Raw genomic sequence first — 17,978 nt, forward strand, 5'->3', positions numbered from 1 at the left:
CGGTTTGCGATGGTATGACCGGCGACTGTCCCCGGAACCCTCGCAGTCCCTACAATGCGCGGCCATGTCCGAGCACCGACCGACCGGTGACAACGCGTACGGCGACGAGCCCCAGGGCCCGCCGAACGTGTACCTCCCGCTGCCGGGGGAGACCCCCGACTACCAGGAGTACGCCGACCCGGCGGCGGCGCACGGCTGGGAGAACGGCTACGACGCCACGGCCGAGCTGCCGAGGGTGACGGACGGCGCTCCGCGTCCGCCGCGCCACTCCCGGCGCAGGCCGCCCGCCCGGCGGGGCCGCCGGGCCGCGGCGGCGGCCGGCGCGCTGGGCGCGGTGTCGCTGGCCGCGGTGATCGCCGGGTTCTCCTTCTCCGGCTCCTCGCCCTCAAAGGACGTGCGCGGCGAGCACGACCGCACGGGCGTGCCCACGGCCGGCGAGTCCGGGGCCACCGCCTCCTCCGAGGGGACGGCGCCCTCCGCGACCGCCCCGGCGGCCGATGCCGGAACGCCGTCCGTCCCGGCCCCGCCGTCCCGCACCGCGTCCGGCGCCCCCGGGTCCGCGTCGGCCCCCGCGCCGGCGACCTCCGCCGCGCCCGCGACCACCGCCGCCCCGCGCCCTTCCGCGACGCCGACGGCCACGGCGACCGCGGGTCCGGGCGGCGGGGGCGGAAAGCCGGGACGGGGACACGGGGCGACCAAGGGGCCCAAGTAGGGCGGGCGTCCGGGGCGGCTCCCGTGGATGGGCAGGGTGTGCTGCTCGGCGCGACGGCAGTGGGGCCGCCGGGGACGGGCCGTTGCGGCGCCTGCCCCACGGCCACGGGCCGGGGGTCGGAAGGGGGCGCGCCCGGGTCGGGGCGTGGTCGCGGTTCCCGTCCGAGGCCCGACGCCGCCGGAGCTGACGACGTGCCGGAGCCTACGGCGTGGAGGCCGGCGGGGCGAAGGTTCGGCAGGCCGACGGCGACGGTTCGGCGGGACTGACGGCGAGGGCTCGGGGGACCGACGGCGCGCGCCGGGCAGGTTTCCGCGGGTGAATCGGCGGTGCGGCGGGCCGGGTCGACGGCTCCCGGGCCGGCCGCGCGGGCGGGCCGGTCAGCCGGTGGGGGTCCGGCGGACCGCGCGACCCGCGAGGACGTCGGTGCGCCGGCCGTCCTCGATGACGAAGCGGCCGTCGACCAGGACGTACGGGATGCCCGTCGGCAGGGCGCGCGGGGCGTCGTAGGCCGCGCCGGCGGCGACCGTGGCCGGGTCGAACAGGACCAGGTCGGCGCGGTGGCCCTCGCGGACCACGCCCCGGTCGGGCAGCCGCAGCCGGGCCGCCGGGCGGCCGGTGAGACGGGCCACGCACTCCTCCAGCGTCAGCACGCCCAGCTCCCGCACGTACCGGCCGAGGTAGTGCGGGAACGTGCCGTAGGCGCGGGGGTGGGGCTTCGCGCCCTGGAGGATGCCGTCCGAGCCCCCGGTGTGCGCCCGGTGCCGCATGATCGCGCGGACGTTCTCCTCGTGGCCGACGTGCTGGAGGACGGTCGGGCCGAGCCGGTCGCCGACCAGCAGCCGGTGGGCGACGGTCCACGGCTCCTCGCCGTGCAGCGCCGCCGACTCCGCCACCGTACGGCCGACGTACGCGCCGAACGCCGGATCGGTCACGCCGGAGATCTCGACCGTGTCCCACTCCACCGGCACCCCGTGACAGCCGTCCGAGCCGGTGACCTCCAGCTCGTGCCGGATCCGCGCGGCCGTCGCCGGGTCCGCCAGCCGGGCCAGCAGCGCCTGGGGGCCGCCCGCGCCCGCCCAGCCCGGCAGCAGCGCGGCGAGGGTGGTGCAGCCGGCGGTGTACGGATAGCTGTCGAGGGTGACGTCGGCGCCGGCGTCGAGCGCCGCGTCGAGGAGCGCCCCCAGCTCGGGGGCGCGGCCCGCGTTCACGCCGAAGTTCATCGTGGCGTGGGCCAGGTGCAGGGCGCAGCCCGCCTCCCGGGCCACGGCCAGCATCTCGCCGTACGCCTCCAGCGCGCCGGCGCCGTAGGAGCGGTGGTGCGGGCAGTAGTAGCCGCCGTAGCGGGCGACGACCCGGCACAGCTCGGTCAGCTCGGCCGCGTCGGCGTACATGCCGGGCGTGTAGGTGAGCCCGGAGGACAGGCCGACCGCGCCCTGTTCCAGGCCCTCGGCGACCAGCCGCCGCATCCGCTCCAGCTCCTCCGGCGTCGCCGCCCGGTCCTCCCAGCCGACGACCAGCGCCCGGACGGTGCCCTGCGGGACGAGGTAGGCGGCGTTCACCGCGATGCCGCGGTCGAGGCGGTCCAGGTACTCGCCGACCGTCCGCCAGTCGAAGTCGACGTCGTCGCCGGGGCCGTTCCACCCGGCGATCGCCCGGCGCACCTCGGCGAGCGTGCGGTCGTCGACCGGCGCGTACGACAGCCCGTCCTGGCCGAGCACCTCCAGCGTCACGCCCTGCGCGGCCTTGGCGCTGTGGTCGGGGTCGCGCAGCAGGGCGAGGTCGCTGTGCGCGTGCATGTCGATGAAGCCGGGGGCGAGGACGAGGCCCTCGGCGTCCAGCTCGCGCCGGGCCCGGGGGCGCTGGCAGCCGGCGGCCGCCGCCTCCTTGACGATCGAGACGATCCGGCCGCCGCCGATCACGACGTCGGCGCGGTAGGAGTCCGCCCCGGTGCCGTCGACGACGTCCGCGTCCCGGACGACCAGCTCCTCCACCGTGCCCCCTAGAAGAACGTGCGGACGCAGTCGACCACCGTGCCGTCCGCCTCCGCCACCGGGATCAGCTGCCACTTGTCGAAGGACGTGCACGGGTGGGACAGGCCGAGGCCGACCCAGTCGCCGACCTCCAGGTCCGCGTCCGGGCCGGTGCGCAGCCAGGTGTGCTGGTCGGACAGGGCGGTCACCTCGATCCCGGCGGCCGGGCGCTCGGTGCCGCCCCGGCGCACGGCCTGCGGGACCGGCAGATCGAGGTCGTACGCCGCGTCCCGCTTGCCCGCGTTGAGGAACGCCTGGCCGGGGGAGGGCCGGGAGACGACCTGCGTCCAGAGCCGGAACGCGGGTTCGAGGGCGCCCTCCTCGGGAACGCGGGCGAAGGGGGTGAGCCTGCGGTAGTGGCCGTCGTCGTGGGAGACGTACGCGCCCGAGCGCAGCAGCCTCAGCACCGGCCGCGACATGTCCGGGACTCCGGCGAACGCCTCGGCGACCGCGTCGAACCAGGCGCTGCCGCCCGCGCTGACGACGATCTCCTCCGCCTTTGCGAACCGCCCGGCGCGGTCGAAGTCCGCCGCGAGCGCGACCAGCCGGCGCAGCCACGCCGCCACCCGCTGCGGGTCGGCCCGCGGCACCTCGCCCTCGTAGCCCGCGACGCCGGTCAGCCGCAGGCCGGGGGCGGCGGCCACCGCGTCCGCCACCTCGGCGCACTCCGCCTCCGTGCGCACACCGGTGCGGGCCCCCTCCCCGGCGGCCAGCTCGACCACCACGTCCACCGGGCGGGCCGCCGTACCCTCCAGGGCGGCGGACATCAGCTCGACGCCGCGCACCGAGTCGACGTAACAGACGAACCGGAAGTCCGGGTCGGCGGCCAGTTCGGCGGCGACCCAGCGCAGCGCCGCCGGGTCGACCAGCTGATTGGCGAGGAAGACCCGCCCGACGCCGAACGCCCGTGCCACGCGCACCTGGTGCGGCACGGCGAGCGTGATGCCCCAGGCGCCGTACTCGATCTGACGGTGGAACAGCTGCGGGGCCATGGAGGTCTTGCCGTGCGGGGCGAAGGCGAGGCCGTGCCGGGCGGCGTACCCGGCCATCAGCCGCAGGTTGTGCTCCAGGTGCTCGGCGGACAGGGCGAGGACGGGGGTGGTGAAGCCGCCGGTGAACAGGTTGCGGCGCTGGGCGGCCAGCTCGCCGACGGTCAGTCCGTCGGCGTCCGGGGGCAGACCCTTGAAGCGGTGGTCGACGCGTTCCTCGGCGAGGCGGGCGAGGGCGTCGGTGCCGGTGTTGCGGGCCATGCAACCCTCCAGACGAGACTGCTGCCGGTCGCGTTGCAGATAGTGCAACGCGCATTGCGTATGTCGCTCCCCGCTGTCTAACATCTCGGCCGAGCGCGGGTCAACGGTGTCTCCCGCGTCCCGCCGCCGACCGAGGAGCCCCGCCGTCGTGTCCTCCAACGGTGCCCTCGCCACCCCCGACGCCCCCGCGCTCGTGGACGTCGTCGCGCTCGGCGAGTCCATGGTCGCCTTCCTGCCCGCCCGGCCCGGCCGCCTCGCCGACGTGCCCTCCTTCGACCGGGCGATCGGCGGCGCCGAGTCCAACGTCGCCTGCGCGCTGGCCGCCGCCGGGCACACCGCCCGCTGGGTCGGCCGGGTCGGCGCCGACGGCTTCGGCGACCATCTGGTCGGCGCGATCGCGGCGTACGGCGTCGACGTCTGCGCCGTGCGCCGGGACCCCGACCGGCCGACCGGCGTCTACTTCCGCACGGGCGGGGACCGGGCCGGCGCGGGCCACGAGGTGGCCTACTACCGCGCCGGGTCGGCGGCCTCCGCGATGGGCGTCGGCACCGTCGACCTCGCCGCCGTCCGCGCGGGACGCGTGCTGCACCTGTCCGGGATCACCGCCGCGCTCTCCGGCGACTGCCTCGACCTGCTGCGCGAGCTGACCGCGCCCCGCCCCGGCCGCCCGCTGGTCTCCTTCGACGTCAACCACCGGCCCTCGCTGTGGCGCGGGCGCCGGGGCGCCGACGGCCCGCGGCTGCTGCTCGACCTCGCCCGCGGCGCCGACCTCGTCTTCGTCGGGGAGGACGAGGCCCGCGAGGCCTGGGGACTGGACGGGCCCGAGGCCCTGCGCGACGCCCTTCCCGAACCGGCCGCGCTCGTCGTCAAGCAGGGGCGCGGCGGCGCGACCGTCCTCGACCGGGAGGGCGGCGTCACCTTCGCCCCCGCCCTCCGCGTCGACGTCGTCGCCGAGGTCGGCGCGGGCGACGCCTTCGCCGCCGGGTACCTCTCCGCCACCCTGCGCGGGCTGCCCGTCCGCGACCGGCTGCGCCACGGCCACCTCATGGCCGCCGCCGCCCTCACCGTCCCCGGCGACCTCGCCCCGCCGCCCGCCCGCGACCACGCCGACCGGCTGGCCGCACTGGACGACGCGGCGTGGGGGAGACTGCGACTCGGCCCCGGCTGGACCGGCCGGACGGCGGACGGGCGCGGGAAGGACGGCACCGGCCGGGCGCCGCACCCGGCCGTGGCGGACCGCACCGGCCGGGCCGCGCACCGGGCCGAGGAGGAGAGGCGTACGCCATGAGCCAGACCGTCGACCGCGCGCTGAGCATCCTGCCCCTGCTCGCCGAGGGCCCCGCCGGTCTCGGCGAGGTCGCCGACCGGCTCGGCGTGCACAAGTCCACCGCCCTGCGCCTCCTGCGCACCCTGCACGAACACGGCCTCGTCTACCGCCAGTCCGACCAGCGCTACCGCCTCGGCGCCCGGCTGTTCGCGCTCGCGCAGGAGGCCATGGAGAACCTCGACGTCCGCGAGATCGCCCACCCGCACCTCGTCCGCCTCGGCGAGAGCTGCGGACACACCGTGCACCTCGCGGTGTACGAGGACGGCGAGGTGCTCTACATCGACAAGGTCGACAGCCGTTACCCCGTCCGGATGTACTCGCGCATCGGCCGCCCCGTCGCCATCACCGTCGCCGCCGTCGCCAAGCTGCTCCTCGCCGACCTCCCCGAGCCCGAGCGCCGCGCCCTCGCGGAGAAGCTCGACTACCCGATGTACACCGCCCGTTCGACGCCGGGCCCCGCCGCCTTCCTGCGGGAGCTGGAGAAGGTGCGCGAACAGGGCTGGGCCACCGACATGGGCGGCCACGAGGAGTCCATCAACTGCGTCGCCGCGCCGGTGCGCGGGGCCGACGGCCGGGTCGCCGCCGCGATGTCGGTGTCCGCCCCCAACGTGGTCGTCACCGGCGACGAACTCCTCGCGCTGCTCCCGCTGGTGCGCCGTACGGCGGACGCGATCAGCGCGGAGTACTCCGGGAGGACCCCCGGCCCCGGCCCCGGCCCCCGGCAAGAAACCGACGGAACCGACGGAACCCAAGGAACCCCATGACCGACAAGATCGCCCTCACGCCCGGCACCCACACCGCGCCGCCCGCGAAGTTCTCGCACGGCGTGCGCAAGGGCAACATCCTCCAGGTCGCCGGGCAGGTCGGCTTCCTGCCCGCCGAGGAGGGCCGGCCCCCGACGCCGGCCGGCCCGACCCTGCGCGAGCAGACCCTGCAGACGCTCGCCAACGTCAAGGCGATCCTGGAGGAGGGCGGAGCGACCTGGGACGACGTGATGATGATCCGCGTCTATCTGACGGACGTGGACCACTTCGCCGAGATGAACGCCCTCTACGACGCCTACTTCGAGGAGCAGGGGCTCACCCAGCCGCCCGCCGCCCGTACGACCGTCTACGTCGGCCTGCCGCCGGGCCTGCTGATCGAGATCGACGCCCTCGCCGTGCTGGGCTGATCCGCGCCGTTCTGCGGGGCCCCGCAGGGCTGCGTGCGGCCGTTTCGTGTAGGGGTCTGATAACGAAGTCGGTGTCGACTGTCTCCGGCACAGGTTTGTCGACCATACTGCTCCGCTGTGGAGCAGCAGCGTATAGGTACGAGCAGCCAGCCCCTGGAGGGCGCCGGTTTCGACCCGGCCTTCATCCCCGGGCTCACCTCGCCCGCCGCCGGCGAACCGGAGGACGCGACCGAGGAGACGCCCGAGGCGTCGGGCGCCGGCTCCGAGGAGACCGGTGACGTCGCGGCGTCCGAGGGGGAACCGGCAGAGGCGGAGCCGGACGACGAGGCGGAGGACGAGGCGGTCGTCGACGGCCCCGTCTTCGAGGCCGCCGACTTCCGGGCCCGCATCGTCGCCGACCGCAGGGGCGTGCGCCTGAGCCTCGACGAGGAGCGGTGCGAGTTCCGCTGGGACGAGATCGGCGCGGTGGAGACGGAGACGGCCCGCTTCGGCAAGCGGTACACCGTCACCGTCCACACGCACGAACGCCGCTGGTACCCGATCGAGATCCTGGCCAGGTCCCGCTCCCAGCACAAGGAGTGGGACGAGCGCCTGGACGAGGTCCTCGACGCCTACTTCGAGGAAGGCGCCGAGGACCGCGACGGCGACGCCGCGAAGGACCGGGAGAGCGACGACTGATTCAGCAGTACTGCGCCTGCTTGCCGATGGAGCGGTACATGCAGTCCGCGTTCTCCAGCAGTTGCAGGACCGCGTCCCGGTTCCGGGAGGTCTCCCGCTCGATCACCTCGTCGGGCGGGTAGAAACCGCCCCCGGAACTGGACGCCGGGTACATCTCGAAGGTGTATCCGAAGATCTTGTGCACGCCCCAGAGGTAGTCGTCGATCGACCCGTCGGTGATGTAGAGGTCGCTGGACTGCTCCGCGGTGTAGCCGTTGCTGGCGCCCATCTTCTGCCCGACCGCGGCGAAGGCGTTGCGGTCGTCCGCCGTCATCCCGGTCGTGGTGTCCGAGTAGGTGTAGCCGAACGGCCACAGCACCAGCTCGCTGTACGTGTGGAAGTCGATGCCCGCCTTGATCTGCTGCGTGCCGCCGACGACCCGGCTGCGCACGAAGTCGGACACGACCTTGACCTCCTTGGCCGACTCGGGGGCGCTGCCCCGGTAGGTGTCGGAGGACGGTGAGCCGGAGGAGCCGCCGCAGCAGCCCCAGCGGTAGTTCCAGTTGCGGTTCAGGTCGGTGCCGACGTAGGTCGAACCGGAGTTGGGCTGCCGGTTCTTGCGCCAGGAGCGGTAGGAGCCGCTGGCGATGTCGTACTCGCCGCCGTCCGGGTTGAGGTCCGGGATGATCCAGATCTCGCGGTTGTTCACCATGCTGGTGACCCGGGAGTCGGTGCCGTAGTCGGAGGTCAGCTCGCGCAGCAGGTAGAGCGCCATCTCGACGGTGAGGTGCTCGCGGGCGTGCTGGTGGTGGGTGAACAGCACCTCGGGCTCGGCCTCGTCGCTGCCGACGTTGTCGCTGATCTTCACGGCGACGATGTTGCGGCCCTGGTAGGAGGTGCCGATGACCCGCTGGCTGGCGATGGACGGGTTCGCCGAGACGATCGAGTTGATCGCCGTCGTCATCTCCGCGTAGTTGTGGTAACGCGAGTCGGCGGACGGGAAGTCGTAGAGGCGGATGTCGTCCTCGCCGGCGGAGCGGTCGGGGACGGCGCCGAGGGCGGTGACGTCGTAGCCGAGCGCGCGCAGCTTCCTGATCTGGTCGGCGCGGCCGGAGACCACGACGCCGTGGCCGTGCACCTCGTCGACGGTGACGCCGGCCCGCTGGAGGGCCGTGCGGTCCTCCGCGGTGGAGTGCAGGTGGACCTCGTACTGGCGGACGTCGTCCGCCGAGGCCGTGGCCCGTTCGGCGCTGTCGGCGGTGGCGTCGGTGGCCGTCGCCGAGAGGGGGGCCGCGAGGGTGAGGGCCAGCAGGGCGGCGACGGCGGCGGTGCGCCTGCCGCCGCGAACGCCCGAGCCGCGGATGCGAAGTCGCATGAAGTCTCCTTGGTTCTCCAGGAGTTCCGGGGTCTTCCGGAAACGGGGAGTGGAGCGGGGGGTGGTGCTTTCGTGCGACGTACGTCGTGCTGTGCGGGTGTGGCGCCCATCGTGGGCGTATGGCATGACCAGGTCAAGAGCGCAGGCCCTCTTGTCCCCCGGACCGCTTTGGGCTTTCTTGGCCTCCATGGCGAACAGCAAGAGCGCGGCGAGCACCAAGAGCGTGTGGAAGCACATCGGGCCCGGCATCGTGGTGGCGGCGACCGGCGTCGGCGCCGGCGACCTCGTCGCCACGCTCATCGCGGGCAGCAACTTCGGCTACACGCTGCTGTGGGCGGCGGTCGTGGGCTGCCTGGTGAAGATCTCCCTCGCGGAGGCGGCCGGCCGCTGGCACCTGTCCACCGGCCGCACCCTCTTCGACGGCTGGGCCAGTCTGGGCCCGTGGACCACCGTCTTCTTCGCCGTGTACGTCGTGGTCTGGGGCTTCGTCTACGGCGCGGCGGCGATGTCGTCCAGCGGGCTTCCGCTGCAGGCCCTGTTCCCGGACGTGATGGACCTGAAGTGGTGGGCCATCGCCTGCGGACTGGCCGGGCTGGTGTTCGTCTGGTTCAACAAGTACGCGGTCTTCGAGAAGGTCATGACGGTCCTGGTCGGCGTCATGTTCGTGGTGACCGTCTACCTCGCGATCCGCGTCACGCCCAACCTTCCCGACGCCCTCGCCGGGCTGCTGCCGGTCCTGCCCGACGAGAAGGACTCCGTCCTCAACACCCTCGGCCTGATCGGCGGCGTCGGCGGCACCATCACCCTGGCCGCGTACGGCTACTGGGTCAACGCCAAGGGCTGGACCGGCCCCGGCTGGATGCGGATCATGAGGCTGGACAACCGCGTCGCCTACCTGACGACCGGCGTCTTCGTCGTCGCGATGCTCTTCGTCGGCGCCGAGCTGCTGCACTCCGCGAACGTCTCGATCGCGGGCGGCGACAAGGGGCTCGTCCAGCTCGGCGACATCCTGGAGGACGAGTACGGCACGGCCACGGCCAAGTTCTTCCTGATCGGCTTCTTCGCCACCTCCTTCACCTCGCTGATCGGCGTCTGGCACGGAGTGAGCCTGATGTTCGCCGACTTCGCCGCCCGCTACCGGGAACGCCGACGGACCACGGGCGAGGAGGTCGCCTCCGGCGAGCGCGAACGGTCCTGGCCGTTCCGCGCCTACCTGCTGTGGCTGACCTTCCCGCCCATGGTCCTGCTCTTCGAGGGCCAGCCCTTCCGCCTGGTCATCCTCTACGGCGTGCTGGGCGCGGCCTTCATGCCCTTCCTCGCCCTCACGCTGATCTGGCTGCTCAACTCCTCCCGCACGCCCGCCGAGTGGCGCAACGGCCGGCTGAGCAACGGGACGCTGGCCCTGGCCGGGCTGCTGTTCCTGGTGCTGTGCGTGAAGCAGATCTGGGACCAGCCGTGGTCGGAGTTCTTCTGAGCGGCGGCCGAGGTCAGCCGAGGGCGTTCCACTTCGGGTCGAGCGCGATCTCCCGCAGCTCGTCCATGGTGAGCGCCGGTTCCGGTCGCGTCTGCGGGCCCCGCTGGGCGGCGGCGTTGAAGGCGCTGATCACCACGCGCCTGCCGTCCTCGCGCATCGTGTCGACCTTCCACTCCACGACCCCTTCGCCGCCCTTCTCGCCCGGCCCTTGGTACGTCGCCACACGGGTGCCGTCGGGGAGGGTCTCGGCGTCGGGGCCGTACAGCTCGTCCGCGACGTCGCGCATGTCGGACTGCAGGTTGATCTGGACATAGCTCCTGCCCTTGCCGTCGTCCACGACGACGTACGCGAACCCGTCCTGGTGGTCGCTGCCGACGACCTCCACCCGGTCGGGCAGCGCATCGGTGAGGGCGCCCAGGAGGGCCTTGCCCCCGTCCCCGGAGGGCGCCTCGGGGACTTCCGTCGCGGGCGGCTCGGGGAGGAGCTCGGCGACGTCGCGCCACTGCTTGGCCGTGGCCACCCGCTTCAGCTGCTTCATGGACAGCGGCGGTTCCGGGCGGGTGACCGGCTCACCCTTCTCGGCGCGGGCGTTCCACTCGTGCACGCTCACCTGCTGCCCGGCCGGGGTGACCAGTTCGGCGCTCCACATCTTGGTGTCCTCGCGCCGGTCCGGGTACGTGTACCCCTGGACGAGGCCGAGCACGGATCCGTCGGGCAGCGTCTCGATCGTGCACCTGTCCATGTGCGGCAGGTCCGTCTCGGGGCAGGGCATGACGTGGTTCATCGGCTCGAAGACCTCGCCCTGCGGGACCCGAAGCCGCTCGACGAGCACCGAGACCGCGGCCGCGCCCTTGCCGTCGTCGAACACGACCCGGGCGACCGGCGGCAGGTCCTCGCCCGTGCCGCGCGCCGTCCCCGGGGTCACCTCGCCCTTCGGGAGCAGCCTGGTGAGCATCCGGACCATCTCGTCGGCGGAGACGGAACCGGAGATCGAGCCGGAGCCGGACCCGGAGCCGGAGCCGGTTCCGGGCTTCTTCGTGGGCCTGGCGGACCCGGTGGCGCCGACGGAGTTGCCGCCGTCGCCGTCGTCGGCGGTCTCGACGGGCTCGGCCGACCGGGTCGCGGCGACGTTGGTCCGCTCCGCTGAGCCGCCGTTCGGGAGCAGCAGACTGCCGCCCACCGCGATCGCGGCGACGCCGGCCACGCCGCCCACGAGGGCCGCCCGGCGGCGCAGCCGGGCCCGCCGGCCACGGGCCGCGCCACCGGCGACGAGCGCGGCCGGATCGGCGCCGAACGTGTCGCCGGCCTGGTGCAGGGCGCCCGCGAGGTGCTCCTCGAAGGGATCGTTGTGCTGTTCGACGCGCATGACAAACCACCGTTTCCAGAGGTGAGCGAGATGAGAGAGAGGAGGTGAGAGGAGAAGAGGAGGCGCGGGGAGGGGCGGAAACCCGGTCAGGTCCTGGCGTACTCGGCGAGGTCCTCGCCCAGCAGTTCCCGCAGCCTGCCCAGCGCGCGGACGCAGCGCGTGCGCACGGCGGCCGAGCTGGCGCCCAGCGCCTCGGCGGTCTGCTCGATGGAGCGGTCCTCCCAGTAGCGCAGGACGATCACGGCCCGGTCCTTCGGAGGCAGCCGGGACAGCGCCTCCAGCAGCGTCAGCCGCAGCGGCGTGTCGCCGTCGCCGGAGCCGGCCAGGTCCGGGAACACGTCCGTCGAGCGCTCGCTGCTGCTGCGCCGGCGCCGATGGGCGAGGAACGTACGGGTGAGGACGACCTGCGCGTACCCGGCGGGGTTCTGGGCCCGGGAGACCCGCCCCCAGCGGACGTACAGCCGCCCGAGGGTCTCCTGCACCAGATCCTCGGCGAGATGGCTGTCGCCGGCGGTGAGCAGGCACGCGGAGCGGTACAGATGACCCGCCCGTGCCCCCGCGAACTCCGCGTACCCGTCCGCGAGACTCTGTCTCATGCGTTCCCCCTGGTCCCTGCCGTGTCGGTGCTGCTTCACCTCATTGATGCGGTGGGCCCCGGGAAATGTTTCACGGCGCGCACGGAAAAGGTCCGCGCCCCCACCCGAACTGCGGGCGAAGGCGCGGACCTTGGGGAAGGATCGAGGGGTGGAAGGACCGGCTACGGCAGGGCGTCGACGTGCGGGCCCACCGTGTTGGACCAGACGTTGCCGGCCGTCGCGTCCCAGTTGGTCGACCAGGTCATCGCGCCGCGCAGGTCGGGGTAGGTCCGGGCGGGCTTGAAGGTGCCGCAGTTGGTGCCGCGGGTCAGGCAGTCGAGGGCGTTGTTCACCACCGACGGGGCGACGTAGCCGCCGCCCGCCGCACGGGTGGACGCCGGCACGCCGAGGCCCACCTGGGACGGGGCGAGGCCGTTCTCCAGCTGGATGCAGGCGAGGGCGGTCAGGAAGTCCACCGTGCCCTGGCTGTAGACCTTGCCGTCGCAGCCCAGCATCGAACCGCTGTTGTAGTACTGCATGTTGACGACCGTGAGGATGTCCTTGATGTTCAGGGCCGTCTGGAAGTACGCGTTGGACGTGGACTGCATGTCGATGGTCTGCGGGGCCATCGTGATGACCAGCGACGGGCCGGCCTTCGCGGACAGCGCGCGCAGCGCCTGCGTCATGTAGGTGGCGTTGAGGCCGTTCTCCAGGTCGATGTCGACGCCGTCGAAGCCGTACGTCTGCATCAGGGAGTACACGGAGTTGGCGAAGTTGGTCGCGGAGGCCGCGTCGTTGACCGCGACCCGCCCCAGCTCACCGCCGACCGAGATGATCACCTTCTTGCCGGCGGCCTGCTTGGCGCGCAGGTCGGCCTTGAACTGGTCGACGGTGTAGCCGCCGAGCCCGGCCGAGTCCAGGTTGAAGGTGACCGCGCCCGGCGTGGAGGTGGCGTCCGCGAAGGACACGGCGATGATGTCGTAGTGGGCCGGGACGTCCGACAGCTTCTGCACGGTGGCGCCGTTGTTGAAGTTCTGCCAGTAGCCGGTGACCGCGTGCTTGGGCACGGAACCGCCGCCGCCCCCGCCGGTCGGCGTCGTCGTGCCGGTCACGGTCGCCGACTTGGGCGACTCGCCGGCCGCGTTGGTCGCCGTCACCTGGAAACTGTACGAGGTGGAGGCGGCGAGGCCGGTCACGGTGGCCGAGGTGCCGGTGACGGCGGTGACCTTGGTGCCGTTGCGGTAGACGTTGTACCCCGTCGCGCCGGAAACCGTGTTCCAGGCCAGGGAGACGGAGGAGGACGTGGCGCCGGACACCGTCAGCCCGGCCGGGGCGCCGGGGATCGTCGGGCCGCCCGGGCCGTCGCCGCCCCCGCCGCCGTCGGGGCCGAACACCGAGACGTCGTCCACGAAGTAGGCGGCCTGGCCGTACCAGCCGTGCGTGTAGACCGTCACCGAGGTGGTGTTGGCGCCGGTGGTGAAGGTGGTCGACAGCTGCTTCCAGGCGCCGGAGTCGGGCGTCCAGGTCGACACGTCGGTCGTGCCGGTGCCGGTCGCGCCCAGGTAGGCGTACCCGCCCTGGACCCAGGCGTTCAGCTTGTACGTCGAGTTGGGGCGGACGGCGACCGTCTGGGTGCAGCGGGCGTTGTCGTGCCCGGCCGGGGTGGCCTTGAGCGCGGCGCTGCCGGCGTGCACCGGGGAGGAGACGGTCGTGCCGCTGTTCGCGGAACACGTCCAGTTGCCCAGACCCGCCTCGAACCCGGCGTTCTTCGCGTTGTTGACGTCCGCCGCCGACGCCGGGGCGATGCCGGCCACGCCGAGGGCGAGGGCGGCGGTCACGGCGCCCGCCCAGAGGCGGGTCCGTCTCCGTCGGGGCGTGCCTGTTTCGCGGTCCACTGTTGCGCGGTCCACTGGGGCCTCCGGTGGGGGAGTGGGATGGGGACGGTGGCCACCGCCGGAGGTACAAGTTGGTCCAGACCAATTCGGTTGTCAAGGGGTGCGGTGCGCGCGGGGTGTTCGACCGGTTGCACAGGCTGTGCGGGTTTGACGGCAGTTGTGCCGAGGCAGTTGTCCACCGGCAACGGAAACGCTGTTCACCCGTCATCGCGGCGTGGATACAGTGCTGACGTAGTCACGCAGTGAAGTCACCTCGGTCCGCCGCAGTCAGCTCCGGAGGACCGACCGGGCGGGAAAACGGGGAGCTGCGCGTGCCCACAGCCATTGCCGTGACCAGCGCCGACATGGCGCTGCCACCACAGGACGAACGCACCCTGCCCGCCGTCGTCCTCGGCGACCTCGACCGGCGTCCCCTGGAGGAGGTCCTCGCCGAGACGCAGACCCTGCTCGACGTGCACGGCCATCTGATCGTCGTCCTCTCGCGCGCCGTCCCCGCCGGGGTCGAACGCCGGCTGCACACCGTCCGCTCGCTGCTGGAGAGCGACCGCATCGCCCTGTTCCGGCCCGACCTGCCGCCGCTCGCCCTGGCCGTCCTGGCCCGCCAGCTGCGCCAGCTGGCCTCCTGCGACCTCAGCCCCGGCGTCCTCGCCTCCGCGGGCCGGCTGCTCACCCACTACCTGCACGCCGGCGCGCTCCTCGGCTCCGTCGCCCGCCTCGACCGGGTCCCCGTCGGCCTCACCTCGCACGCCAAGTCGTGGATGCCCGGCAGCCAGTTCGCGGTGCTCGCCCACCCCACCCCGCAGCTGGTCCGCATCGGCCCCGACGCCGCCCTCACCGGGCCGGAGTTCACCACCTCCCTCTTGGTGGCCAGGGGCCAGCTCCAGTCCGACTGGGTCACCTCCGCCCTCGCCCCCTCCTGGCAGGTGCAGGGGCTGCGCGAGGCGCCGCCGCCCGCCGAGTCCACGACCTGGTGGGGCACCGGCAAACTGATCGAGTTCTGCGCCTTCCTGCCCGACCTGCCCGTCCTCTACCAACTGGTCGGCTCGGTACGGCAGGGCAGCTGCCACTGGTGCGGCATCGACGTCATCGGCGACCGCTGCGTCTTCTGCTCCGCCACCGCGCCGACGTACGACCACCCCCTACCCGCGGGGTGATCCGCCCAGGAAGCCCCCCGGAAAGCCCCCGTCCGCACGACCCAACCCCCCGATGAGGTTGCACGGTTCATGAACTCCCGTCAGCGCCGCGGCGTGATACTCCTGCTCCTGTCCGTCCTGTGCGCCCTCGGCGCCTTCGCGGGCGTGCTCTCCGTCATCGACGACGTGGAGTCCAAGGTCGGACCCGAGGTCACGGCGTACCGGCTGAAGACGAAGGTGGAGCCGTACACGCCCCTCACCGAGGCCCAGTTCGAGAAGATCGAGATGCCCGAGCGGTGGCTGTCCGCCAACGCGGTCACGGACCTCGCCGACGTCCGGGGCAAGATCGCGGTGACGACGCTCAAGGAGGGCTCCCTGCTGCAGAGCGACATGATCGTCGATCAGCCCGCTCTGCAGCCCGGGCAGCAGGAGGTCGCCATCATGATCGATGCGGCGACCGGTGTGGCCGGCAAGATCACGCCGGGCTCCACGGTCAACGTGTACGCCACCTTCGAGGGCGAGCGGGAGGGTGATCCCGCCCAGTCCAAGATCATCGTAACCAATGCCAAAGTGATCGACGTCGGCGACCTCACCCCGCTGAACCCCGACGAGAGCGACAACGGCCGGCGGCCCACCGACGCGGTGCCGATCACCTTCGCGCTGTCCACCCTCGACGCCCAGCGCCTCACGTACGCCGAGTCGTTCGCCACGCGCGTCCGGCTCGCCCTGGTCGCGCCCGGCGGCGACACCACCGTCCCGGACGCGGACCGGACGTACGAACTCGCGAAGGACAAGTGAGAGCCGCATGCCCACGAGGATCCTGCCGGCGGTCGGCGACGCGGACGCGGTCCGCTCGGTGACCACCCTGCTCAGCCAGCTCCCGGACGCCGAGCCGCTGGTCCCGGTCACCGACTCCACCCAGCTGGTCGACACCCTCGCCCGGCTCGCCGCCGAGTCCGTCGACGAACTGCCCGAGGTCGTCGTCGTGCACGAGCGGATCGGCCCCGTCCCCGCCCTGGAGCTGATCCGCGAGGTCGCGCTGCGCTTCCCCGCCGTCGGCGTCATCCTCGTCACCTCCGACGCGAGCCCCGGCCTCTTCCAGGCCGCCATGGACTCCGGCGCCCGCGGCCTGGTCTCCCTGCCGCTGGGCTACGAGGAACTCGCCACCCGCGTCCAGGCCGTCACCCAGTGGTCGGTGGGCGTACGGCGCCACCTCGGCCACGGCGGCGACGTCGTCCCCGGCGCCGGCGGCACCGTCGTCACCGTCAGCGGCGCCAAGGGCGGCGTCGGCGCCACCCTCGCCGCCATCCAGCTCGCCCTCGCCAGCCAGGCCTCCGGCCGGGCCACCGCCCTGGTCGACATGGACCTGCAGACCGGCGACGTCGCCTCCTACCTCGACGTGCAGTTCCGGCGCTCGGTCGCCGACCTGGCCGGCATCACCGACATCTCCCCCCGCGTCCTGGCCGACGCCGTCTTCCGGCACGACACCGGCCTCGCCCTGCTGCTCGCCCCCGGCGACGGCGAACGCGGCGAGGAGGTCACCGACCGCGCCGCCCGGCAGATCGTCAGCGCCCTGCGCTCCCGCTACGAGACCGTCGTCATCGACTGCGGCGCCCAGCTCAGCGGCGCCGGCGCCGCGGCCGTCGAGATGGCCGACACCGCCCTGCTGGTCACCACCCCCGACGTGGTCGCCGTCCGGGGCGCCAAGCGCACGGTGCGGATGTGGGACCGGCTGCAGATCCGCAAGGCCGAGGAGACCACCGTCGTCGTCAACCGGCACACCCGCGGCGCCGAGATCCAGCCGCCCCTCATCCGTCGGATCACCGGCACCGCCGTCGCCGCCACGACCGTCCCCGCCCACTTCAAGGAACTCCAGCCGGCCGTCGACGCCGGGCGCCTGCACGAACTCGACGGCAGGAGCACGGTCCGCCAGGCCCTGTGGGGCCTCGCCGCCGAACTCGGCCTCGTCAGGGCTCCCGAGGGCGCCGACCACCGCAGGGCCAGCCGGCTGCGCGGCGACCGGAACGCGTCGGGCTTCCGGCGCCGCAAGGACGGGGGGTGACGGCGGTGAGGGAGGCAGGCGCGGGCAGTGCCGTGGGCGCCACGGCCGCCGTGAGGGTTCGCCCGGCGTCGCGGGCCGTGCGGACGGTGAGGGCCCGGTGAGGGGGATGCGCGCCGTCCGGCGGTCCGGCGACCGCGGCCAGGTCACCGTCGAGTTCCTCGGCATGACCCCGCTGATCCTGGCGACGCTGGTGCTCCTGTGGCAGTTCGTGCTGCTGGGATACACCTTCACCCTCGCGGGCAACGCCGCCGACGAGGCGGTGCGCGCGGCCACGGCCGCACCGCCGGGGGAGCGCCAGGCGGCCTGCGAGGCGGCGGGCCTGGACAAGCTGCCGGACGCGTGGACCGGGGGCGCACAGGTGACCTGCGGCGGAGGCGGCGGCTACGTCACCGCGGACGTCCGCCTGCGGGTGCCCGTCCTCTTCCCCGGCACGGTCGCCTTCCCCTTCGAGGTCGACGGCCACGCGGGGGCCGTCGAGGAGGAGAAGGACTGAGATGCCGTACGACCGTCCCCGCCTGCGAAGCCGCCGCGACCGCGACCGCGGCCAGGTCGCCCTCGAGTACCTCGGGTTCATCCCGGTCCTGGTCCTCGTCGCGCTCGCCGCCGTGCAGGTCGGGCTGATCGCCTACACCGCCCAGCAGGCCGGGACCGCCGCCCGCGCCGGGGCGCGCAGCGCCTCCCTCGACGGGCCGTACGCGGCCGACTGCCGGTCCGCCGTCAGCGGCTGGCTCGCCGACGGGACCAGCTGCGCGGCGACCGGCCTCGGCGACGAGGTGCGGGTGACGGCCACCGTCGACATCCCGTCCGTCGTCCCCGGCTGGGACTTCGGCGACGCCACCAAGTCCGCGACGATGCCGATGGACCACTGACGCCATGAACCGTGCGACCGCCCCGTCCCCACCGGCCGCGCCGGCCCGTCCCACCGCCGCGACCCGTCACCCAGCAGCACCG

At 73.5% G+C, this 17,978-nt stretch carries 17 protein-coding genes; 11 read left to right on the forward strand and 6 right to left on the reverse strand.

All coding sequences use genetic code 11. From position 1 onward, the window contains the following. Positions 1 to 64: 64 nt before the first annotated feature. A complete protein-coding gene (locus tag ACZ6KF_RS08515; RefSeq protein WP_469157447.1) occupies positions 65 to 712 on the forward strand; it encodes a hypothetical protein in 648 nt (215 codons plus the stop codon). A 377-nt stretch (positions 713 to 1,089) separates the two neighbouring features. On the opposite strand, the gene ACZ6KF_RS08520 is transcribed toward ACZ6KF_RS08515, so the two are convergent. Next, entirely contained in the window at positions 1,090 to 2,703 is a 1,614-nt protein-coding gene (locus ACZ6KF_RS08520; RefSeq protein ID WP_356634489.1) for an N-acyl-D-amino-acid deacylase family protein, read from the reverse strand. 8 nt (positions 2,704 to 2,711) lie between these two features. Continuing rightward, positions 2,712 to 3,992: an amino acid deaminase gene (locus ACZ6KF_RS08525; protein WP_356634487.1), complete on the reverse strand. Its 1,281-nt coding sequence runs from the start codon at positions 3,990 to 3,992 to the stop codon at positions 2,712 to 2,714. A 148-nt stretch (positions 3,993 to 4,140) separates the two neighbouring features. Here ACZ6KF_RS08525 and ACZ6KF_RS08530 point away from each other — a divergent pair, with 148 nt between their 5' ends. The 4 genes from ACZ6KF_RS08530 to ACZ6KF_RS08545 all read left to right on the forward strand — a co-directional run bounded on the left by ACZ6KF_RS08530 (position 4,141) and on the right by ACZ6KF_RS08545 (position 7,168). Next, positions 4,141 to 5,280 (forward strand): sugar kinase, encoded by a 1,140-nt coding sequence (locus ACZ6KF_RS08530; protein ID WP_356634485.1) that lies wholly within the window; start codon positions 4,141 to 4,143, stop codon positions 5,278 to 5,280. Then, complete coding sequence (locus tag ACZ6KF_RS08535) at positions 5,277 to 6,083, forward strand: IclR family transcriptional regulator (protein ID WP_356634483.1); 807 nt, start codon at positions 5,277 to 5,279, stop codon at positions 6,081 to 6,083. Before ACZ6KF_RS08530 ends, ACZ6KF_RS08535 begins: the two co-directional genes overlap by 4 nt. After that, positions 6,080 to 6,490 carry a RidA family protein gene (locus ACZ6KF_RS08540; protein ID WP_356634481.1) on the forward strand — a complete coding sequence of 137 codons (411 nt, stop codon included), beginning with the start codon at positions 6,080 to 6,082 and terminating at the stop codon, positions 6,488 to 6,490. Before ACZ6KF_RS08535 ends, ACZ6KF_RS08540 begins: the two co-directional genes overlap by 4 nt. Before the next feature lie 117 nt (positions 6,491 to 6,607). Continuing rightward, a complete protein-coding gene (locus tag ACZ6KF_RS08545; protein ID WP_356634479.1) occupies positions 6,608 to 7,168 on the forward strand; it encodes a hypothetical protein in 561 nt (186 codons plus the stop codon). Between the two features lies 1 nt (position 7,169). Here ACZ6KF_RS08545 and ACZ6KF_RS08550 read toward each other — a convergent pair whose 3' ends face one another. Beyond that, positions 7,170 to 8,522: a M14 family metallopeptidase gene (locus tag ACZ6KF_RS08550; protein ID WP_356634477.1), complete on the reverse strand. Its 1,353-nt coding sequence runs from the start codon at positions 8,520 to 8,522 to the stop codon at positions 7,170 to 7,172. A gap of 187 nt (positions 8,523 to 8,709) precedes the next feature. Here ACZ6KF_RS08550 and ACZ6KF_RS08555 point away from each other — a divergent pair, with 187 nt between their 5' ends. Beyond that, complete coding sequence (locus ACZ6KF_RS08555; protein WP_356634475.1) at positions 8,710 to 9,996, forward strand: Nramp family divalent metal transporter; 1,287 nt, start codon at positions 8,710 to 8,712, stop codon at positions 9,994 to 9,996. 13 nt (positions 9,997 to 10,009) lie between these two features. Here ACZ6KF_RS08555 and ACZ6KF_RS08560 read toward each other — a convergent pair whose 3' ends face one another. The 3 genes from ACZ6KF_RS08560 to ACZ6KF_RS08570 form a co-directional block, all read right to left on the reverse strand. Continuing rightward, positions 10,010 to 11,362: a hypothetical protein gene (locus ACZ6KF_RS08560; RefSeq protein ID WP_469237787.1), complete on the reverse strand. Its 1,353-nt coding sequence runs from the start codon at positions 11,360 to 11,362 to the stop codon at positions 10,010 to 10,012. A gap of 86 nt (positions 11,363 to 11,448) precedes the next feature. Beyond that, on the reverse strand, positions 11,449 to 11,958 hold the full coding sequence (locus ACZ6KF_RS08565; RefSeq protein WP_356634471.1) for a SigE family RNA polymerase sigma factor: 510 nt from the start codon (positions 11,956 to 11,958) through the stop codon (positions 11,449 to 11,451). A 161-nt stretch (positions 11,959 to 12,119) separates the two neighbouring features. After that, positions 12,120 to 13,832: a chitinase gene (locus ACZ6KF_RS08570; RefSeq protein WP_469237789.1), complete on the reverse strand. Its 1,713-nt coding sequence runs from the start codon at positions 13,830 to 13,832 to the stop codon at positions 12,120 to 12,122. Between the two features lie 344 nt (positions 13,833 to 14,176). Here ACZ6KF_RS08570 and ACZ6KF_RS08575 point away from each other — a divergent pair, with 344 nt between their 5' ends. From ACZ6KF_RS08575 to ACZ6KF_RS08595, 5 genes are all read left to right on the forward strand, one after another. Further along, positions 14,177 to 14,986 (forward strand): hypothetical protein, encoded by an 810-nt coding sequence (locus tag ACZ6KF_RS08575; RefSeq protein WP_356634553.1) that lies wholly within the window; start codon positions 14,177 to 14,179, stop codon positions 14,984 to 14,986. A gap of 69 nt (positions 14,987 to 15,055) precedes the next feature. Continuing rightward, positions 15,056 to 15,763, forward strand: coding sequence for a Flp pilus assembly protein CpaB (gene cpaB / locus ACZ6KF_RS08580; protein ID WP_356634469.1), 708 nt, complete (start codon positions 15,056 to 15,058; stop codon positions 15,761 to 15,763). 7 nt (positions 15,764 to 15,770) lie between these two features. Beyond that, the gene (locus ACZ6KF_RS08585; protein ID WP_469237790.1) at positions 15,771 to 17,027 is read left to right on the forward strand and encodes an AAA family ATPase; all 1,257 of its coding nucleotides are present in this window, start codon (positions 15,771 to 15,773) and stop codon (positions 17,025 to 17,027) included. Positions 17,028 to 17,133: 106 nt separating this feature from the next. Then, positions 17,134 to 17,520: a TadE family protein gene (locus tag ACZ6KF_RS08590; RefSeq protein ID WP_356634465.1), complete on the forward strand. Its 387-nt coding sequence runs from the start codon at positions 17,134 to 17,136 to the stop codon at positions 17,518 to 17,520. A 1-nt stretch (position 17,521) separates the two neighbouring features. Next, positions 17,522 to 17,896, forward strand: coding sequence for a TadE/TadG family type IV pilus assembly protein (locus tag ACZ6KF_RS08595; RefSeq protein WP_469237792.1), 375 nt, complete (start codon positions 17,522 to 17,524; stop codon positions 17,894 to 17,896). Positions 17,897 to 17,978 lie beyond the last annotated feature (82 nt).

It is taken from the genome of Streptomyces sp. NPDC046379 (genome assembly GCF_055587785.1).